The sequence below is a fragment of the Aquabacterium parvum genome (assembly GCF_001447195.1).
Taxonomy (GTDB): domain Bacteria; phylum Pseudomonadota; class Gammaproteobacteria; order Burkholderiales; family Burkholderiaceae_C; genus Aquabacterium; species Aquabacterium parvum.
In genome coordinates this window covers 1-18,447 of the sequence record NZ_LFRI01000322.1, presented here as the reverse complement: position 1 = coordinate 18,447, position 18,447 = coordinate 1, and the positions used below count along the sequence as shown (strand labels likewise).

Sequence of the window (18,447 nt, the reverse complement as noted above, 5' to 3'; positions counted from 1 at the left end):
GGGCCGCTCATGCCGCCGCGCACGGGCTCAGACCCCGTGGTCCTTCAACCAATCGAAGGCCAGCTTCTGCGCATACGTGGCCGCCACCTTGTCGTAGGTCGGGCGGTAGTCGGCGTTGAAGCCGTGGTCCACGTTCGGGAAGACGACGATCTCCGAGCCGCTGCCCGACTTGTTGATGCCGGCGCGCATCTGGTCCACCACGGGCTGCGGGATGTAGGCGTCCTTGCCCGAGTACAGGCCCAGCACCGGCACCTTGATCTGCTCGGCGATGTCGATCGGGTCGTGCGGCTTGATGTCCGACTTCATGCCGGCCAGCAGGCCGTAGTAGGCCACCGCGGCCTTGAGCTGGGGGTTGTGCTTGGCGTAGATCCAGGCGGTGCGGCCACCCCAGCACCAGCCGACCAGGCCCACGCGCTTCGTGTCGGCCTGCTTGCTGGCGCCGGCAAAGGCCACCGCTGCATCCAGGTCGGCGCACACCTGGGCATCCGGCACCTTGGAGACCACCTCGGAGAGGATCTGGCCGATGTCCGTCATCTTCGAGACGTTGCCCTGGCGCGCGAACATCTCGGGCGCGATGGCGTAGTAGCCGGCCTTGGCGTAGCGGCGGCACATGTCCTGGATGTGCTCGTGCACGCCGAAGATCTCCTGCACCACCAGCACCACCGGGTACTTGCCCGGCTTCTTGGGCACGGCGCGGTAGCCGGGGATGCTTCCGCCAGCCACGGGGATCTTCACCTCGCCCGCAATCAGGCCCTTGTCGTCCGTCTTGATGGCCTGAGCCAGCACGGGTTGGGCCGCCACGGCGAAACCACTGGCCAGGGCGGTGACCACGAAACCACGGCGCGACAGGCCGTTGTCAGCGCTGTTCAGGTGTGCCTGGGGGTTCTGGAAGTCGAGCGGCTTGACGCCGTAATCCATCAGCTTCATGGGGTCCTCTGTGTGTTGATTGCGGGGGAAGGGAGCGACGATCCTGCCCGAGAAGGGCGCATCGGTGTCGGTGTGTGCGGCATGGCCCCGGAGGGCCCTGGGGCATCAGCTCCCCAGCGCCTTGGCGATGTCGGCGTCCAGGGCCTTGGGGGTGTCCGTGGGGGCGTAACGCCCCAGCACCTGACCGTCTCGGCCGATCAGGAACTTGGTGAAGTTCCACTTGATGGCCTTGGTGCCCAGGATGCCCGGGGCTTCTTTGACCAGCCACTGGTAGAGCGGGTGGGCGCCTGTGCCATTGACGTCGACCTTGCTCATCATGGGGAAGCTCACCCCGTAGTTGAGCTGGCAGAACGAGGCGATGTCACCGTCGCTGCCAGGGTCTTGCGAGCCAAACTGGTTGCAAGGAAAGCCCAGGATCACCAGTCCCTGGTCCTTGCGGGCCTGCCAGAGCTTTTCCAGGCCCTCGAACTGAGGCGTGAAGCCGCACTTGCTGGCCGTGTTGACGATCAGGATCACCTTGCCGCGCAAGTCAGCCAGCTTGACGGGCTGGCCAGTGATCGAGGTGGCTTCGAAGTCGTAGACAGATGGCATGGCGGTGTTTGATTGCACAAAATTGAAAGCCATCCTAATCGCAAGCAGATTCCCCAATTGAAAGCACGGGTAAGCCCGGCCTGACATGGATGGTCAAGCGCTCCGAAATTCCCTAACATGGTTTGCTCGGGAAATCACCCCGTCAAAAGGGTGGTTCACGGCCCATAGGAAAACGAGGAGCCCGCCATGCCCCAGGTCCTGCCCGCGCGCCACGCCGACGCACCCCGTCGTTCCCTGCCCATGGGGATCTCCGAGTCCATGTCCGACGATAACCAACGCCTCCTCGAAGAACTGCACACCCGCCAGGACGCCCTGGACCAGCAGACCCAATTGATGCGCCAGTTGCAGGTCGCCCTGCAGCGCGCCCAAGCCACCAACCAGGAGCTGGCCCTGGTGGCCGACCGCGTCACCGACGCCATCCTGATCTGCGACGCCAACCGCTGCATCAGCTGGGTCAACCCGGCCTTCACGCGGCTGACCGGCTTCACCCTGACCGAGTGCCACGGCCAGTTGCCCGAAGAGCTGCTCAGCGGCCCGCACACCGACGCCGCCGTCGTCGCCCAGATCAACCAGAACCTGGCCCAAGGCGCTTCCGTCGAGCGCCTGGAGGTCTGCCACCACCGCAAGGATGGTGAGCCCTTCTGGGTGCGGCGCTCTGTGCAGCCCGTGCACGGCCCCGACGGTCAGATCAGCCGCTATATCGAGGTGCTGACCGACATCACCGAGCCGCGCCGCGCCGAGGCCGAACACGCCCGCCGCTTGGAAGCGGAGGTGGCGCTGGCCGGCAAGGTCGAGTTCCTGGGGCGCATGAGCCACAGCATGCGCTCACCGCTCAACGCCATCCTGGGCTTCACGCAGTTGCTGGACATGGCCGACCTGCAGCAGTTGCCCGAAAGCCAGCGGCGCCACCTGCAGCACATCGCCACGGCTGGCCACCAAATGCTCTCGCTGCTGGACCAGGCCCTGGAGTTCGCCCAGCTCGACGACAAGGCCGTGGGCATCCGCCCGCAGCGGGTGGAAGTGGCCGTGCTGCTGCGCGAGATCCGCGCCGCGCTGGAAGACGAGGCCAAGGCCCAATCCATCACACTGGTGATCGACTGCCCGCCCATGACCGCCTGGGCCGATGGCCAGCACACCCGCTCCATCCTGACCAACCTGGTGCGCAACGCCATCCAGTACAGCTCCGAGGGCTCGACGGTCTGGCTGACCGGCAAGCCTGCGGCGGACGAGCGCATGGGCGTCGTCGAGGTGCGGGATCAGGGCTTCGGCATCGACCAGGGCGACCTGCCCCGCCTCTTCCAGCCCTTCACCCGGCTGGACTCCTCGCGCGGGCGCCACCACGGCAATGGCCTGGGCCTGGCCGTCTCACAGCGCCTGGCCGAGCTCATGCACGGCCGCATCGAAGTGACCAGCACGCTGGGCCACGGCTCCATCTTCGCGCTGCACCTGCCGCTGGCCGAAGCGCAAGGCGTGGGCCGCCCGGTGGGACGAGGACAAGAGCCGGCCGTCATGCTGCCGCCGCTGCGCATCGTGCACGTGGAAGACAACGCGCTCAACCGCAGCCTGGTCGAGGCCGTCTTCGCGGCCTACCCACAGGTGCGCCTGTTCTCGGCCGAAAGCGCCGCCGAAGGCATGGCCGCGATCGAGTCGCACCGCCCGGACGTGGCGCTCATCGACATCAACCTGCCCGATGGTTCGGGCCTGGACATGTGCCGCAAGCTGCGCGCGCAAACCGAGTTCCGCAAGCTGCCGCTGCTGGCCCTGAGCGCCGACGCCCTGCCCGACCACATCGCGCGCGCGCTGCAGACCGGCTTCAACCACTACCTGGTCAAGCCACTGCAGATCCCGCGTTTGCTGGGCATCTTGTCGACGCTGCCGACGCAGCAGGCGGCTCCGCCAACGCGCTGAGCCCGCACGGCCCCGAGCATCCAGGCAGGCGATGCCGGGGCTGCCTGGGTTGGGGCGGCCTCAGTCCGCGCCCAGCTTCTCGGCCGTCCAGCGCAACAGGTCCAGCCACATCTGCCGCATCTCGGCGGCCTGCGGCGTGCGCAGCGCGCTGTTGAGCTCGATGGTCACCACCGGCAGCTTCTTGTGAACCCCGCCGTAATTGCCCAGGCTGCCCGGGAAGATGCCGACCTGGTCCAGGTACAGGCGCCCCAGGCGCTGTGGCGGCACGTGCGGGCCGTCGAAATCGAGCACGCCATAAGGCGCGTGAACAGCCACGATCAGGTCGGGCTTCCAGCGCGCCATTTCTTCGTGCAACCACTGTGACTCGGGCTCGGACAAGGCCTTGGGGCCAGGAAAGCGGCGCGGGTCGGAGCCCGTGCGCTTGGCCCAGTAGTGCGGCGCCTCCTTGTCCCATTGGGGCGTGGGGAAGTTGCGGTTGAGGTCCACCCCCCGGGCGTTGGTGCGGGTGGGCTTGTCCTTGAGCATGCCGTCGGGGTTCATCAGCGGCACGAAGCGCCAGTGGATGTTCGACGGCGTCAGCAGGGCCTGGTCGATCCAGTGCAGCACCAGCGAGCTCGACGAGGGCTCGTCGCCATGGATGCCGCCCACCACCAGCACCTTCAGGCGCGCCTGCGGGGCCACCACGTCGCGCTGAAAAATGGGGGTGCCGCGCACCGAAGCGCCCGGCCCCGCCTGCAACTCCGCTCGGGTGCACAGGGGTCGCGAGACATTGGGCAGCCGGCGCACCATCTGCGCGCACAGCTCGGTGGCCGTGCGCACGCCACCGGCCGGCTCGGCCACAGAAGCGGCAGGTTTGCGCTGGGGCGCCACGGCCGAGGGGCCGGCCCAGCTCAGGCAGGCAAACAGCGCGAGGCACGGAGCAAGGAGCGTGGAAATCGGTCGCATGCGGCCATCATGCCCCAGCCCAAGCTGGCACCGACGCAGCGCCAGGCTCAGCGCGCCAGCGACTTCAACGCCAGCTTGATGCCATCGCTCACCGAAACCTCGGCGGGCAGTTGCTTGAGCGCAGCCTGGGCTTCTTTCTCGGAGTAGCCCAGGGCGATCAGGGCCTGCAGGATGTCGGCCTGGTGGTCGGACGTGGCGCTCCAGCCCGGGGCCGCCAGCACCGGCGCCAGCTTGCCCTTGAGCTCCAACAGCAGCCGCTCGGCCGTCTTTTTGCCCACACCCGGCACCTTGACCAGGCGGGAGGTGTCTTGCGCCGACACGGCGGCGGCCAGCTCGTCGGTGCTCAGGCCTGAGAGCAGCGCCAGCGCGATGCGGGGGCCCACGCCACTGATCTTGATGAGCTCGCGGAAGGACTCGCGCTCGCCGGCCGTCAGGAAACCGAACAGCAGCTGCGCGTCTTCGCGGACGATGAACTGCGTCAGCAGCGTGACCTGGCCACCGGTGTCGGGCAGGTTGTAGAAGGTGCTCATGGGCACCTGGACTTCGTAGCCCACGCCGTGCACGTCAACGAGGACGTGAGGCGGGGCCTTGCCGGCGAGCACGCCAACCAAACGGGAAATCATCGGATCAGGTCAGCGGCGGTCGGCAAAGGTCAACGGCGGAACAGGCCCAGGCGCTGTGCTTCCAGCGCGGCTTCGGCGCGCGAAGACACGTTGAGCTTGCGGTAGATCTGCTTGACGTAGTCGGCGATGGTGTGGCGCGACAGGTTGAGCTGCTGGCCGATTTCGGGCAGCGTGAAGCCCTTGGCCACGCGCAACAGGACCTCGTTTTCGCGGTCGGTGAGCTGCACGTGCGGGGTGACCGTGTCGGGCTGGTGCACCGGCTGCAGGCGGGCCTGGGCCGTGAAGTACTGGATCACGCGGCGGGCGATGGACGGCGACAGCGGCGGCTCGCCCTGGGCGATGCGCTGGAGCTGCTCGGCCAGTTGCTCGCGCGACTGCTCTTTGAGCAGGTAACCGAAGGCGCCAGCCTGCAAGGCGGGGAAGAGGTGGTCGTCGTCGTCGTGGATGGTGACCACCACCGACTGCACGTCGGGCTGCTTTTCGCGCAGGGCCTGCACCACCTCGACGCCGGAGCCGTCGGGCAGCCCCAGGTCGACCATGGCGACGTCGAAGCGCACGGCGTTGACCAGCTCCAGCGCGTCGTGGATGCGGGCGCTCTCGCTGATCTGGGCACCCGGGAACACCTGCAGCGCCAGCGTCTTGAGCCATGCCCGGATTTCAGGAAGGTCTTCGAGGAGGAGGATTTGCTTCATGGTTTCAGGGGCCTCACTGCGCTTGCGCTAAAAGATACTGCGCTCATTGTCCACGCGAACCGGGCTGCGCGCCAGAAGACAGGCCTTCCAGCGCCCCACGGGGCGGCAAGACCTGTTGCATTGCGGCGATTTCCAGCGGCAGGGTCAGGCGGATGACGGTGCCGAACCCCGGCCCGGACTCGACCAGGCACTGCCCGCTGAGCTGTTTGGCGCGGTGCTTCATGCTGGTCATGCCGTGGCCGCGGTCCAGGCGACCATCGAGCTCCATCGGGATGCCTTTGCCATTGTCCTGGATGACCAGGGTGAAGACGTGGTGCTCCAGGTCGACATCCGCCGAAATGATCACGTGCGACGCGCTGCTGTGCTTGATGATGTTGCTGACCGCCTCGCGCAAGATGCGGGTCGTCTGCACGTAGGTGCGCGAAGACAGGGGTTCTTCGATGACGTCGTTGGGGTTGCGCCATTCGCACTCGATGCCGGCTTCGCCCAGGCGCTGCACCACCTCGCTGCGCCAGTCGGCCAGCGAGTCGGACAGCACGCGGGGCTTGCCGGTCAGGCCGCGCACCGACAGGCGCATCTCTTCCAGGGCTTCGCGCGCCAGGGTGGAAATGCGGTCGTTGTCCGAGGTGTGCACGATGGTCAGCAGCTTGGCGCCCAGGTCGTCGTGCAGGTCGCCGGCGATGCGCTTGCGCTCCTTCTCGGCGATCTGCTCGATGCGCAGCTCGGCGATCTGGTTGAAGTTGCGCTCGATCTCGACGCTGATTTCCTGCACGCGGCGCTCCAGGTGCAGCCGCGCGCCTTCGGCCGACTGCAGGGCCCGCACGTAGACCTGGATCAGGCGCACACCCACGGCGGCATAGAGCAGAGGCAGCACGAAGTGGGTGATGTGCAGGCCGCCGCTTTGCAAGAGGCCGTTCTGGTAAGACAGCTCGATGCCCAGCACCGCCGCCACCACGCCCAGGGCCACGCTCATCATCCAGAACTCGGAGCGCCGGGCCTGGGCAGCCAGCCACAGGAAGTAGCCGATGGCCACGAACAGCTCCAGCGTGAACACGACGAACCAAACGCGCGAGACCAGGAAGATGCGGTTTTCGCCCAGCAGCAGCAGGCTCAGCGGCAACAGCAGGCACTGGGCCCAAAGCAGCAGGTTGATGCGATCGACCCAGACGCGCTCGCTGCCCGGGCGCACGCCCGCGCCGGCGTAACCCAGCAGGAACTTGACGGCAAAAGCGTTGAGCGGCCCCATCATGATGGCGATGAAGACCTCCATGGCGTCGTTGGGCACGGGCAACTCGCCGCGCCAGAAACGCCCGGTCATCACCGACCAGCCCATGGTCAGCAGGCCGAAGTACAGCAGGTAGTTGAGCTTGCGCACCCAGGCCAGGCCCAGCGCGAACACGCCCATGACGACCAGCACCCCGCCCATGATCTGCGACAGCGTGAGCGTCCAGAAGGTGGAGTCTTCGGCGGCTTCCTGCACCTCGGCCAGGGTGCCGACCTGCACGGCGGCCAGCCCGCCTGCTCGCTGGCGGGCGCTGACGTGGCCAATCGGGTAGCCCACGATCTTGACGTCCAGGTTGTTGTCTCGCTCGCGCAGCAGGTTGGAGGTCAGCGCCACCACGTGCGAGCTGAAGCACTGGCGGGTGTAGGGCTCGCTCATGCGGCCGCTGCGGTAGAGCAGCACGCCATTGAGGTGCACCTCCACGCTGGAGCAGGCGCGATCGATCAGCGCACCCAGCACCTGTTCCTTGGGGGGCTGCTTGAGCAGGTCGAAGTGGAACCGGTACCAGACGGCGCCCTTGTGGCCGGGCTGCGAACGAGACCACTCGTCCGGCAGGGCCACCAACTGGCCGCTCGAGCCATCCGGGAAGCGCGGGGCGTCGCTGCGCACGGCCCAGGCTTGCGTCAAAGGCTGCAGCGCGCCGTCGAGCACCTGCCGGGCGCCCGGCTGGCTCAGGCGGGTGGCTTCCTGGTTCAGCACGACCAGGGCCAGCGCCACCAGCAAGGCCAGCGACAGCCCCAACACCACCCACAGGCGAAACGGCCCCGGGAAGGCGCTGCCGCCGGATGCAGCGGACAGGGCAGGATCTGCCGACGACTCGGCAGCAGAGGAGGGATCGACGGGGGCTTGTTCCCGCGAGGAAGAGCGGCCGCGAAACGGCCACCAGCGATGCGTCACGTTCAAAGGGGACTCCACAAGCCCAGGGCGCACCAGGAGGCACGAACCCAAAGATCGGCCATTTTCGCAAGAGAAGTCACACGTGGGGCACCCGGAGAAGCGACAATTTGCCAGCTTTTCTGAACGGATCTGCCCCACCCATGCAACTCAGGCACAGCTTAGCCCCTGCGGACAACACCCGGCTGGCCCATTTGTGCGGCCCGCTCGACGCGCACCTGCGCACCATCGAGGCCGCCTTCCACGTCACCCTGCACCGGCGGGGCGAGCGCTTTCGCATCGACGGGGCACGGGGCACGCCCCAACAGGTTGCCGACCTGCTCGACAGCCTGTACGCCCGCAGCGACCGCGCGCTCAGCGCCGAGATGGTGCAGCTGGCGGTGGCCAGTGCCCTTCGCGAGGCAGCGCCTGCGCGCAAGCCAGCCGCGCGCCAGGCCGGCGCGCTCGACGACCTACCACTGGCCGATCCGGGAGCCGGGGACGAAGGGGGCGCCCATGGGCCCACCCTGCACACCCGCCGCGCCGACTTGCAGGGCCGCACGCCCAACCAGGTCAGGTACCTGCAGCAGATCCTGGCCCACGACCTGACCCTGGGGATCGGCCCGGCCGGCACCGGCAAGACCTTCCTGGCGGTGGCCTGCGCGGTCGACGCGCTCGAGCGCAGCGCCGTGCAGCGCATCATCCTCACCCGCCCGGCGGTCGAGGCCGGCGAGCGCCTGGGCTTTCTGCCTGGCGACCTGACGCAAAAGGTCGATCCCTACCTGCGCCCGCTCTACGACGCGCTGTACGACCTCATGGGCTTTGACCGCGTCACCAAGGCCTTCGAGAAGGGCCTCATCGAGATCGCCCCGCTGGCCTTCATGCGCGGGCGCACGCTCAACCACGCCTTCATCATCCTGGACGAAGCGCAGAACACCACGCCCGAGCAGATGAAGATGTTCCTCACGCGCATCGGCTTTGGCTCGCGCGCGGTGGTGACCGGCGACGTCAGCCAGATCGACCTGCCGCGCGGCGCGCGCTCGGGCCTGATCGAGGCCGAGCGCATCCTCAAACGGGTCAAGGGCGTGGCGTTCACGCGCTTTGACACCTCCGACGTGGTGCGCCACCCGCTGGTCGCCCGCATCGTGGCGGCTTACGACGCCGATCAGGCCGGCTCGCCGGCCGATGCACGCCCAGGCTCGCCAGCTGCGCCGCTCACCACCCCGGACGAGCCGACCGCCGAGCCCGCTCGTCGCCGTCCCCCACGCAAGACCGCCCCATGAAGCCCACCCTGTCCCTGAGCCTGCAATTCGCCGACAAGCGCCACAAAGACACCCTGGCCCGCCACAAGGTGGCGCGCTGGATCAAGGCCGCGCTCGAGGCCGATGCCGAGATCGCCGTGCGCCTGGTCGACGCCGAGGAGGGCCAGGCCCTGAACCGCGACTTCCGCAAGAAGGACTACGCCACCAACGTGCTGACCTTCGACTACGCGCAAGAGCCGGTGGTGATGGCCGACCTGATCATCTGCGCCCCCGTGATCGAGCAGGAAGCCCAGGAGCAGGGCAAGAGCCTGGAAGCCCACTACGCGCACATGCTGGTGCACGGCACCCTGCACGCACAGGGCTGGGACCACATGAAGAAGAAAGAGGCCGAGGCCATGGAAGCGCGAGAGCGCGAGATCCTGGCGGCGCTGGGTTTTGAGGACCCGTACGCCTGAGGGCCGCCCTTTCTTTGATGCACATCCAAAAAGTATCCGATTTGAGCTCGCAATGAATGCGCCTCGCGTGACATGTTCACGCGGCGCTCAGGTGCGTTTAAACGAAGCCTGTTCAGGCCGTTGATCCCGCGACCGAAAATCTGATGCCCGCTGGACACTGCCCCTGGTCGCTGACCTGGGCCAACGTCGCCCCCTTCAACCACCAAGGGCTGTACGCATGGCAACCCCCATCGCCGCTGAAACCGACGTTGACTGGCTGCTCCCTGGCAGCCCGATCAGGCCTGCAGACGTGGTGCGTCGCATCGAGCTGATCTGCACGCGCGTGCCAGACCTCTATGCCGCGCTGCTGCTGGTGCACGCCACCCACCAGTTCGTCAACCCGGGGCACCTGGCGGTGGTGGTCAAGCGCATGCGCCCCGAGCTCCAATCCATGGCCGAGCCAGATGTCGCGGGCTTGCTCAACAGCATCAGCGCAGGCGGCCGACCCGGCTTTGAGTCCGTTTTGCGCCACAAGTCCAAGGCAGCGCGTCCGAAAGCGCCCTTGCCGTGGTCATCCGAAAACTGAAGCCGGCCCCACCCCAGCAAGCCTAGCAAACACACAGGACAGCACCATGAACCAACTCTCCGTCAAGGCACGCCTGATGGGCGGCTTCTCTCTGCTGGCATTCGCCCTGCTCGCCGTGGCGCTGACGTCCCTTTGGCTGCTACGACAATCGCACCACACCTTCGGCCGCCACGTCGAGCTGGTGGAAGCCAAGACCACCCTGGTCGACGACATCCACTCTGCATCGGGCACCCGCGCGATCGCCGCCCGGAACATGGTGCTCGCGGCGAATCCGCAAGAGCGCGCCAAAGCCCAGCAAGCAGCCGTGAAGGCCCATGCAGAGGTGCAAGAAGCTCACCGCAAACTGGCGCAGTTGAACCAGCAAGACCAGCCGTCTGCGCAAGAGGCTCGCCTGCTCGCAGAGTTGGCCGACATCGAAAAGCAATACGGTGCCGTGGCACTTGCCATCGTCGACACCGCCGCCAAGGGTCAGATCGCCGAAGCAACGGCCCGCATGAACCAGGAGTGCATGCCGCTGCTGGCGCGACTCGACGAGACCATCAACGCGCTGGGTGCGCTGAGCCGCAGCCGCTCCAAGGACTCGGTTGCGAACTCCGATGCCTAGGCGAAAACCGATGCGGCCTTGCTGGCGGTCATTTCATTCGCCGCGGTGGGAGTGTCTGGCTACCTTGCCTGGTCCTTGCCCCGCAACATCATCGAGCCGCTGAACGATGCCGCGCGCCTGGCCCGAGCCGTGGCCGAAGGCGACCTGTCCCAAAGCATCCAATCGCAGCGCAACGACGAGATCGGCCGCTTGCTGAACTCGCTGGACGCCATGCGCAGTGGTTTGTCCGACATGGTGACCCGGGTGCGCAGTGGCAGCGATCGCATCCGCAGCAGCAGCGCGGAAATCGCCTCAGGCAACAACGACCTGTCTCGTCGAACCGAAGCCCAGTCGTCGAGCCTTCAGCAAACGGCCGCCGCCATGGAGCAGATGACGGCCAGTGTGCAGAACAGCGCCCAGACGGCGACGGACGTGAGCGCCATCGCCGTCGATGGCCAGCGAGTCTGCGCGCCACGGCGGCGTTCTGGTGGGACAGGTGGTTGCCACCATGAACGACATCACCGAGAGCTCCAAGCGGATCTCGGAGATCATCGGCACCATCGATGGCATCGCCTTTCAGACCAACATCCTGGCTTTGAATGCGGCCGTGGAAGCGGCACGCGCCGGCGAGCAGGGCAAAGGCTTCGCAGTGGTGGCCGCCGAGGTTCGCAACCTGGCTCAACGCAGCAGCGAAGCCGCCAAACAGATCCGCAACCTGATCAGCGACAGCGTGACCCGCGTGGGCAATGGCGCGTCCCTGGTAGGCGACGCCGGGGTGGCGATGAACGACATCGTCGACAAGGTCGAGAAGGTGTCCGACCTGATCCAGGCCATCAGCAATGCCGCTTCGGAGCAGAACGACGGCATCAAACAAGTGAACCAGGCCGTGTCCGTGCTGGATCAAGGCACGCAACAGAACGCCGCGCTGGTGGAGCAAAGCGCTGCTGCAGCCGAGTCCCTGAAGGTGCAGGCCCAGGAGTTGGCGCAGGTGGTGGACCAGTTCAAGGTCAGGGGCTCACACGCGTGAGAGCTGGCTGAAGAAGCCAGTGGCCTGGCCATCGTGCAGGCAGCGCGGCTTCCAGCCGCCCACGCGCCGAGCAATTTCGGCGATGTGATCGGGCGTGGTGCCACAGCAGCCCCCCGCGATGTTCAAAAAGCCCGACTTGGCGAACTCTTCGACCAGGGCGCCGGTGATCTCGGGCGTCTCGTCAAAGCCCGTGTCGCTCATCGGGTTGGGCAGGCCGGCGTTGGGGTAGCAGCTGATGAAAGTGTCGCCAGCGATCTTGGCCAGCTCTTCCACGTAGGGGCGCATCAGCGTGGCACCCAGGGCGCAGTTCAGGCCGATGGCCAGCGGGTGGGCGTGACGCACCGAATGCCAGAAGGCGCTGACCGTCTGGCCCGACAGGATGCGGCCGGAGGCATCCGTCACCGTGCCCGAGATGATGATGGGCAGGCGCTCGCCGGTGTCCTCGAACAGCTCGTCGATGGCGAAGATGGCCGCCTTGGCATTGAGCGTGTCAAAAATGGTCTCTACCAGGAAGACGTCGCAGCCGCCGTCCATCAGGGCCTTGGCCTGCTCGTAGTAGGCCTGGCGCAGGGTGTCGAAGTCGACGTTGCGCGCACCCGGGTCGTTCACGTCGGGGCTGATGCTGGCCGTCTTGGGCGTGGGGCCGATGGCGCCCGCGGCGAAGCGCGGCTTGTCGGGCGTGCTGTACTTGTCGCAGGCTTCGCGGGCCATGCGCGCGGCCACCAGGTTCATCTCGATGGCCAGCTCGGGCAGCTCGTAGTCGTCCTGCGCGACGGTGGTGGCGCCGAAGGTGTTGGTCTCGATGATGTCGGCGCCCGCAGCCAGGTACTGCTCGTGGATCTCGCGGATCACCTCGGGCTTGGTCAGCTGCAGCAGCTCGTTGTTGCCCTTGAGGTCTTTGCCGTGCTCGGCAAAACGCGTGCCCCGGTAGTCGGCCTCGGTCAGCTTGTAGCGCTGGATCATGGTGCCCATGGCGCCGTCGAGCACCACGATGCGTTCGCGCATGATCTCGGGGAGTTGCGCGGCGCGGGTGTAGGGGCGGCGTTCGACGGGGGGGCGGGCGGCGGGAGGGGTCATGGACTGGATTTTAGTCCCCCGACCTCCACACGCGGGTTTTGGGGCCATCACCCCAGCTGGAACTGGTTTACGCTGATCGACGACTCGACGGTGGTACGAAAGGACCTCACGGACCTGCTGAGCCAAGCGAGCATCGAGGTGCTGCGCCGCGCAAGGTTCCCTTGTCCGACGTCGTCAAGGCCGCAGCGAGGGCCAAACTGCGCGCGATCCCGCTGCGGCCAGACTGTGCGTCTCAGCCCACAAGCCAGCTCTCGGGCGGGGTGCACACTGGCATGCTTGGCGGGCGCCCCAAGCTCAAGTCCGGTGCACGTCTCTTCCCAGCAGCATGTCCTGAATCCGAGCCGACTTGTCGTCGTCGAACCCACACCGATCGACCCAACCCCTCGGGTTGAGGTAGGTGCCGAACAGCGCATCCCAGATGGGCAGCCCGTAGTTCTGTGCGTGGTGTCCATGCGCGTGGTGCACGCGGTGCATCTCGGGCCGCTGAATGAGCCACCCCACCCAATGCGGCGTGCGCATGTCCCCGTGCAGGAACATGTCGAACAGCCCCGTCAGCAGCAGCGACCACGCCGCAGCCAACGGCGAGGCCCCCAGCACCAGGTAGCTGCAAAGGCTGCCGATCATCACCGCAGCAGCCGAGTCCAAAGGGTGCGCGAAGAACGCGGTGAGCGCCTCGATGCGTTTGGCGCTGTGGTGCAGCTGATGCACCCAACGCCACAAGGCGTCCGAGAAGTGGGTCAGTCGGTGCCACCAGTAAAAGACGAAGCTCGTGAGCAAAAAGCTCAGCGTGCCCACCACCAGGTCAGGCCAGTCAGCCGGCACAGGCCACCAGGCGTTCAGGCGGATGCCATCGCGAAAGGCCCACCCCAGGCCCATCGCGATCGCCACCGTGACCACCCCCAAGGTGGTCGACATCAACAGCCACCGGCGGTCGCAATCGTTGCCCGACGCCGGAGCGATCACCTCGCGGGTGAACAACAGCACGAGCGCGAGCAGCAGCAAGGCGTAGGCGAACAGGTCAAGCATGGCCGACATCATGCCCCATGGGCTCAAGGGTGCCGGGACAGCACCACATGCAGCAAAGCCTGATCGCCTTGTCTGCAGATGAACGCGTCCTTGTCCTCTCTCGAGACGCGACCGCGCACCCCGATGACCCTGCAATCAGCGGCATCCAGTGCAGCCTGATCGGCATGCGAAGACAAGCGTGACAACAACGCCTTGTTGGCCCGCCCAAGCCAAGGCCGAGCGCTGTTGGGTGCCACGATCAGCTGGGCCTCGGAGCCCTCAAGCACCCTTCGAGGCAACTGTGCCAGGCGCGCCACATCGTCGGCAGACAAGGTCAACTCGGCCACCAGGGTTTCCATGTCGGTCGGAGCGGGCAGCCAGGGATCGACCTCGGGCGTGGCGAACGCCTCCCACCTCGCCTTGAGCGGGTGCAGGTCGATGAACAGCCCTTGCTCGACGCCCGCCCAGTCGGACGAAGCCTTGCGTTGCGTCGCGGCCTCGCCCCAAGCAAACAGTCCCCCATAGCAAAGCAGCAGCACGGCAAAACAGGACACCAGCCCTGCCCGCCAGAATCGTTTGCGAACCACGCCCCAGATGAGCATCGACAGCAACGCGAGGTGCAGCAAGACGAACACCAGCCCCGCGAGGAGGAACAGGAACTTGCCAATCACCACGATGGCGAGGATTTCCAATAGCCACGCCCCCCAGTCCACGGCTTGCGAAGCCGAGCCGGGCAGGACAACCGGATCAGCTCGCCCGACAAAGGGCCAGCAGCTCATCGCAGCCAGGCATGCGCGTGAAACGCAGTGCTTCATGTCAATCAAGCAGAACGATCCGAGACAGGCCGTCACGGCCCAACTCCCACGCCCTTGGGCGTGAGAATGAGCACCAAAGGCGTGGCCACAATGGCCAGTGGGGCCAAAACCATGCCCAACGCGCCCTCCCCGATCATGCGCACGGGCGAAGGCAAGTCCCGGTAACGAAGCCCTGCACCGGTTGCGGCCACTTTGATTTGGTAGGTCCGGTTCAGCTTCAATGCCTCAGGGGGCAACGTCACGCCGTTGGCCTTGTAGACCACGCCCCTCATCAACCCCACATCGAGCTCCCAGGTGGATGGATCACCGTACTTTGTGTTGAACCCCATGGCCTGAGCTTCCCGCCAGTCTTCGGGGCCCCCTGCCGGCATGCTCAAGGTCACGCGGACAGAAACGCTTGCGTCGGGCTCGATCGACACCACACCAAAGTCACCGCTCAAACGTGGGTGGAAGCGAGAACGCAAAGCTGCCGACAACCCTGCAGGCGCCTGAAACACAAAGTGCCGCCTCGGGGTGAGGGCCACCAGTTGCGAGCCATCACCCGAGATGAGGACAGAAGAAACCTCTTCCGTGCTCACTTGGTGCCCCACGGCGGGCTTGAACCGATTCGATGCGCAACCTGCAGCAAAGAACATCATCGAGACAGCGATCCCGCACAGGGCTGCTCTGCGACGCCAGCTCGGGCCCGTGAGACGGGCACACGCGCCATGGACGCCTGCGCACAGCGGTTCGGAGGTGCGCACGTGAATAGAGTCGTCAATCAAGGGTGATCGCCTCATTGGATGTTTTACGCTTTGACGCAAATCGACTCGCTTCTTTGCACCCATGATCCGCGCATGAAACAACGTGACATCCAATGGATGAACCGAGTGTTGGCCCTGCACGGCCAACCCGATGGCAAGTCGCTGGATTGCTTCGGGTCTGCATTCTCACCCGAAGACTTCCTGTATTTCACTGTGTACCCGGACAAGCTCAGCATCAGCCTGAGTCGCATCTTCGCAGGACTTGCCTCGTTCTCTTTTGATTTCCAGCTGTGCATCGAGCCAGATGGCATCAGAGCCAAACGCATCTTGATGAAAGTAGAGGGCAACAACCAGCGGATTCGCAAACGCCTGGGCGAGCCCTACTCGAAAGCGAACATTGGCAAGGCCTTTGAGGCGCTCAGCGAAGAGGAGGTCGAGTGGATCGAAGTGGCCCTTGACGAGCTCCATAGGTGCTGGATGTCGCCAAACTTGACTGTGCCTCCCACCATGGGCCAACCAACATGAGCGACTACCTTCGCCTGTCCACGCTCACAGCCGCCCACCGCTGGCCCCCCAACCCTGCACGCTACCCCTATGAGTGGATGCAACTCACCCCCGAGCCCGAATGGGAGACAGATGTCTTCGACGCCGACTCGACCGGGCTGAGCGGCCCTGCGTGGGCGGTGTTCTGCCGCACCAGCATCTCCCTCCTGCCGGCTGACGAATGCAAGGTCATTCAGCCATTCAAGCTGATGATGTTCAACGGCTCGAACGCAAAAGCGTGCGCCAAGCGACTCAGCCCCCTGCCGCCCACGAGCAAGATGGAGATTGATCGGCTGGTGGCCAACAACTGTCCGTGGACTGAGGATGAGATCAAGCGCGGCGTCATGTCGATCCAGAATCAGATGGCTCGCTGGCTGCGCAAGCTGCCCGAAGGGCACATCGGAGTTGCTCGGCTGTATGACTGGGGAAAGTATTAGCGGTCGACGTCTACTGGACGCAGCCCAGAAGATGCTCGACAAGCCGTGTGCATCGATCAATCAACCACCCATTGCATCCATGATCTTGCCGTCAGCGGTCGGACGCTTGCCATGGGTTCTCGCGTATTCGACCAAATCGCCGGGGTAGAACTTCTTGTCTCGGTAGCTGCTGTCGTCGATGTCCAGGATGTATGTGATGGCTGCAGCCTCCAAAGACCAGTAGCCTGGGAAATAGCTGGACTTGTGGCGGTCGTGATAAGGCTCTCGGCGACTGGCTTCGTACCACTCATCCAGGTACTGGCCCATTAACGCTGCGCGTTTGTCAGGCTTGGCAGCGAAGATCTTCTTGGTCTTGCGGTACGGAAGCTGACGTGTGTAAACGGCCGAACCCGGACGACCTGGCAGGTACGGCGCGACCAAGTCTTCCAGCAAGGCATCTTGGTCGTCGTTTTCGTAAGCTAGCAGGTCCATGATGCGGCCCAGCAATTCGGGTCGCCCAAGGAGGATGGCGTAGCAGACCAGTTGAATCGCTTCCCAGTAGGTTTTGTCGTAGAGGTCAATGTGCGGCACCCTGTGACCGTCACATTCGTCACTCTGATGGAAATCAACGTGATGCTTCGCGAAGCAATCCCAATGATCAATCGCGGGAGCGATCAATGCCGCCATCGATTCAACAGAAGCGCCAGCGGAGTAGCCATACGTCAACAGCTCCAACACAGCTTCACCGGGCAACCGCGCGCCAAACATGACTTCACCTTTTGTCCTGGTGGACAAAAGCGCGGCATTGGCCAACGTGGCGGCGACCTCCTCGAGGCTTTCAATCGCATTGGAGGTCACATGAACGTAATCCTTGTACTTTTGCAATGGCTCACGTCGCATCGACTGCCATTGGTCTTGCTGAAATATTTCAATCATGATCATTCAATCAGAATGCCATCGGGTAGCGCCGTCGATCAGCCCCCATCCCATTGCCAGATGGTTTGACCGTAGTCGGCCGCGACGCTGGGCATCACCTCGCCTTGCTTGAAGCGGCGGCAACTGTTGGCCTGCGCTGGGGTTTCCCATTCGCCGTCGCGGGGGCAGGGTTGGCCTGCTTCACAGCGCAGCCGGATGCCCTGGACCCCGTCCGGTTCAGATAGGCTGCGATGCTCTCGACACCATGCGACCAAGTCCTTTGGGTAGTACAGGTACTTGTGCAAGCTGCTGTCATCTTCGATGCCCAGCAAGATCACGGCGGCACCGGCTTCAAAGCTCCAGTAGCCGTGATACCCACCCTGGTCGCCATTTTCATTGGGCTTGTGGCTGTCGTGCCAAGCTGTGCCGCTGAGATCTTTGTACCAGCGCTTGAGGAACCGATCCAAGTCCTTGAGCGCAGCATCGTTGTCGGCGCTGCTGAGCGCATCGGCGAGTGCTTCGTAGGGCTTGTTCCAGTGAATCGTATCGCTTTCGTACCGGCTGTCCGAACCCACAGCGAGTGACAAGAACTCCTCGAACACCCAGTCAGCGCCGCCCATCCCCTGACCCGGCTGACCCATGGCATCTACGCCATCTTGCATGGCAGCCAACCTAGGCAAGAGATCGCGCCGGTGAAGCAAGAAGCACAGCCCGACCAGCTGCATCAGCTGGCAGTAGTCATCCAGCACGACGAAGTCAAAGGCTGGCTCGTTTCGGTCGGCCTTGTGTTGCCACAACAGTTCGGCATATCGCTCAAAGGCGGCAACGACCTTCTCCAGATCGCCGCGCAAGGGTTCTATCGGTTCGCCTGCGGTATAGCGCAAACACAATGTCTGGAACTCGTAGTGGGCAACGGTGTGGCGCGACCACATCCACTTTTCGTCCAACGTATCACCAATGCCTGACGGGTTGTTTGAAAAATACTCGATGCCATCGACCGACGCAGCAATGTCCTCGGTGAAGTGCCTTTCACCCAAGAACTGCTGCCGCCTTTTTTCATGAACCTGCATGTCGAATCCTGTCGTCGGTCTCACCGCTTGCGCTGATCGGCATTAACGACCAACTGCACACGCCCCGAGTTTGCACGCTCGGCAAAGATCTCGATGCCTCCTTGCAAGGCGACAAAGAAATCCCAATCGG

General features: G+C 65.0%; 20 protein-coding genes and 1 pseudogene. 9 read left to right on the top strand and 12 right to left on the bottom strand.

All coding sequences use genetic code 11. The annotated features are described in order from the left end of the window. Positions 1-27 precede the first annotated feature (27 nt). Together ABG80_RS10820 and ABG80_RS10815 are read right to left on the bottom strand one after the other, a co-directional pair. The gene (locus ABG80_RS10820) at positions 28-918 is read right to left on the bottom strand and encodes a dienelactone hydrolase family protein (RefSeq protein WP_200964303.1); all 891 of its coding nucleotides are present in this window, start codon (positions 916-918) and stop codon (positions 28-30) included. Positions 919-1,032: 114 nt separating this feature from the next. After that, positions 1,033-1,518, bottom strand: a complete 486-nt coding sequence (locus ABG80_RS10815; protein ID WP_058087684.1) for a glutathione peroxidase — start codon at positions 1,516-1,518, stop codon at positions 1,033-1,035. A 186-nt stretch (positions 1,519-1,704) separates the two neighbouring features. Here ABG80_RS10815 and ABG80_RS10810 point away from each other — a divergent pair, with 186 nt between their 5' ends. Further along, entirely contained in the window at positions 1,705-3,426 is a 1,722-nt protein-coding gene (locus ABG80_RS10810; RefSeq protein ID WP_058087674.1) for a PAS domain-containing hybrid sensor histidine kinase/response regulator, read from the top strand. A gap of 60 nt (positions 3,427-3,486) precedes the next feature. On the opposite strand, the gene ABG80_RS10805 is transcribed toward ABG80_RS10810, so the two are convergent. From ABG80_RS10805 to ABG80_RS10790, 4 genes are read right to left on the bottom strand one after another with little or no spacing between them, the layout of a single operon-like run. After that, a complete protein-coding gene (locus ABG80_RS10805; protein WP_058087673.1) occupies positions 3,487-4,371 on the bottom strand; it encodes a M14 family zinc carboxypeptidase in 885 nt (294 codons plus the stop codon). Between the two features lie 47 nt (positions 4,372-4,418). Continuing rightward, positions 4,419-4,994: a Holliday junction branch migration protein RuvA gene (ruvA, locus tag ABG80_RS10800; RefSeq protein ID WP_058087672.1), complete on the bottom strand. Its 576-nt coding sequence runs from the start codon at positions 4,992-4,994 to the stop codon at positions 4,419-4,421. A gap of 29 nt (positions 4,995-5,023) precedes the next feature. Next, entirely contained in the window at positions 5,024-5,686 is a 663-nt protein-coding gene (locus tag ABG80_RS10795) for a response regulator (RefSeq protein WP_058087671.1), read from the bottom strand. Positions 5,687-5,729: 43 nt separating this feature from the next. Beyond that, complete coding sequence (locus ABG80_RS10790) at positions 5,730-7,865, bottom strand: sensor histidine kinase (protein ID WP_058087670.1); 2,136 nt, start codon at positions 7,863-7,865, stop codon at positions 5,730-5,732. A 140-nt stretch (positions 7,866-8,005) separates the two neighbouring features. Here ABG80_RS10790 and ABG80_RS10785 point away from each other — a divergent pair, with 140 nt between their 5' ends. From ABG80_RS10785 to ABG80_RS10760, 6 genes and pseudogenes are all read left to right on the top strand, one after another. Continuing rightward, complete coding sequence (locus ABG80_RS10785) at positions 8,006-9,124, top strand: PhoH family protein (protein ID WP_083506008.1); 1,119 nt, start codon at positions 8,006-8,008, stop codon at positions 9,122-9,124. Further along, complete coding sequence (gene ybeY, locus ABG80_RS10780) at positions 9,121-9,558, top strand: rRNA maturation RNase YbeY (RefSeq protein WP_058087669.1); 438 nt, start codon at positions 9,121-9,123, stop codon at positions 9,556-9,558. Before ABG80_RS10785 ends, ybeY begins: the two co-directional genes overlap by 4 nt. Before the next feature lie 217 nt (positions 9,559-9,775). Continuing rightward, on the top strand, positions 9,776-10,123 hold the full coding sequence (locus ABG80_RS22765; protein WP_058087668.1) for a hypothetical protein: 348 nt from the start codon (positions 9,776-9,778) through the stop codon (positions 10,121-10,123). A gap of 46 nt (positions 10,124-10,169) precedes the next feature. Beyond that, the gene (locus ABG80_RS10770; protein ID WP_058087667.1) at positions 10,170-10,727 is read left to right on the top strand and encodes an MCP four helix bundle domain-containing protein; all 558 of its coding nucleotides are present in this window, start codon (positions 10,170-10,172) and stop codon (positions 10,725-10,727) included. A gap of 45 nt (positions 10,728-10,772) precedes the next feature. Continuing rightward, positions 10,773-10,895, top strand: a pseudogene (locus ABG80_RS23955) (hypothetical protein); the annotation flags it as partial. A gap of 319 nt (positions 10,896-11,214) precedes the next feature. Further along, on the top strand, positions 11,215-11,733 hold the full coding sequence (locus ABG80_RS10760) for a methyl-accepting chemotaxis protein (RefSeq protein WP_235513824.1): 519 nt from the start codon (positions 11,215-11,217) through the stop codon (positions 11,731-11,733). Here the strand turns inward: ABG80_RS10760 and ABG80_RS10755 are convergent. The 4 genes from ABG80_RS10755 to ABG80_RS10740 all read right to left on the bottom strand — a co-directional run bounded on the left by ABG80_RS10755 (position 11,722) and on the right by ABG80_RS10740 (position 15,457). After that, complete coding sequence (locus ABG80_RS10755) at positions 11,722-12,810, bottom strand: homocysteine S-methyltransferase family protein (RefSeq protein WP_058087664.1); 1,089 nt, start codon at positions 12,808-12,810, stop codon at positions 11,722-11,724. The genes ABG80_RS10760 and ABG80_RS10755 overlap by 12 nt on opposite strands. A gap of 294 nt (positions 12,811-13,104) precedes the next feature. Then, positions 13,105-13,836, bottom strand: coding sequence for a sterol desaturase family protein (locus ABG80_RS10750; RefSeq protein ID WP_235513823.1), 732 nt, complete (start codon positions 13,834-13,836; stop codon positions 13,105-13,107). 23 nt (positions 13,837-13,859) lie between these two features. Then, positions 13,860-14,594, bottom strand: coding sequence for a hypothetical protein (locus tag ABG80_RS10745; protein ID WP_152987581.1), 735 nt, complete (start codon positions 14,592-14,594; stop codon positions 13,860-13,862). Between the two features lie 68 nt (positions 14,595-14,662). Then, a complete protein-coding gene (locus ABG80_RS10740; RefSeq protein ID WP_152987580.1) occupies positions 14,663-15,457 on the bottom strand; it encodes a hypothetical protein in 795 nt (264 codons plus the stop codon). Between ABG80_RS10740 and ABG80_RS10735 the strand changes: the two genes are divergently transcribed. Next, on the top strand, positions 15,425-15,898 hold the full coding sequence (locus ABG80_RS10735) for a hypothetical protein (protein ID WP_152987579.1): 474 nt from the start codon (positions 15,425-15,427) through the stop codon (positions 15,896-15,898). The two genes, ABG80_RS10740 and ABG80_RS10735, sit on opposite strands and share 33 nt — an antisense overlap. Further along, the gene (locus tag ABG80_RS10730; RefSeq protein ID WP_058087660.1) at positions 15,895-16,353 is read left to right on the top strand and encodes a hypothetical protein; all 459 of its coding nucleotides are present in this window, start codon (positions 15,895-15,897) and stop codon (positions 16,351-16,353) included. The genes ABG80_RS10735 and ABG80_RS10730 overlap by 4 nt, the downstream gene beginning before the upstream one ends. Positions 16,354-16,413: 60 nt before the next feature. Here the strand turns inward: ABG80_RS10730 and ABG80_RS10725 are convergent, their stop codons facing one another. Then, positions 16,414-17,274, bottom strand: coding sequence for a PoNe immunity protein domain-containing protein (locus tag ABG80_RS10725; protein ID WP_200964302.1), 861 nt, complete (start codon positions 17,272-17,274; stop codon positions 16,414-16,416). A gap of 32 nt (positions 17,275-17,306) precedes the next feature. Beyond that, positions 17,307-18,317, bottom strand: a complete 1,011-nt coding sequence (locus ABG80_RS10720) for a PoNe immunity protein domain-containing protein (RefSeq protein ID WP_058087659.1) — start codon at positions 18,315-18,317, stop codon at positions 17,307-17,309. Positions 18,318-18,447: the final 130 nt, after the last annotated feature.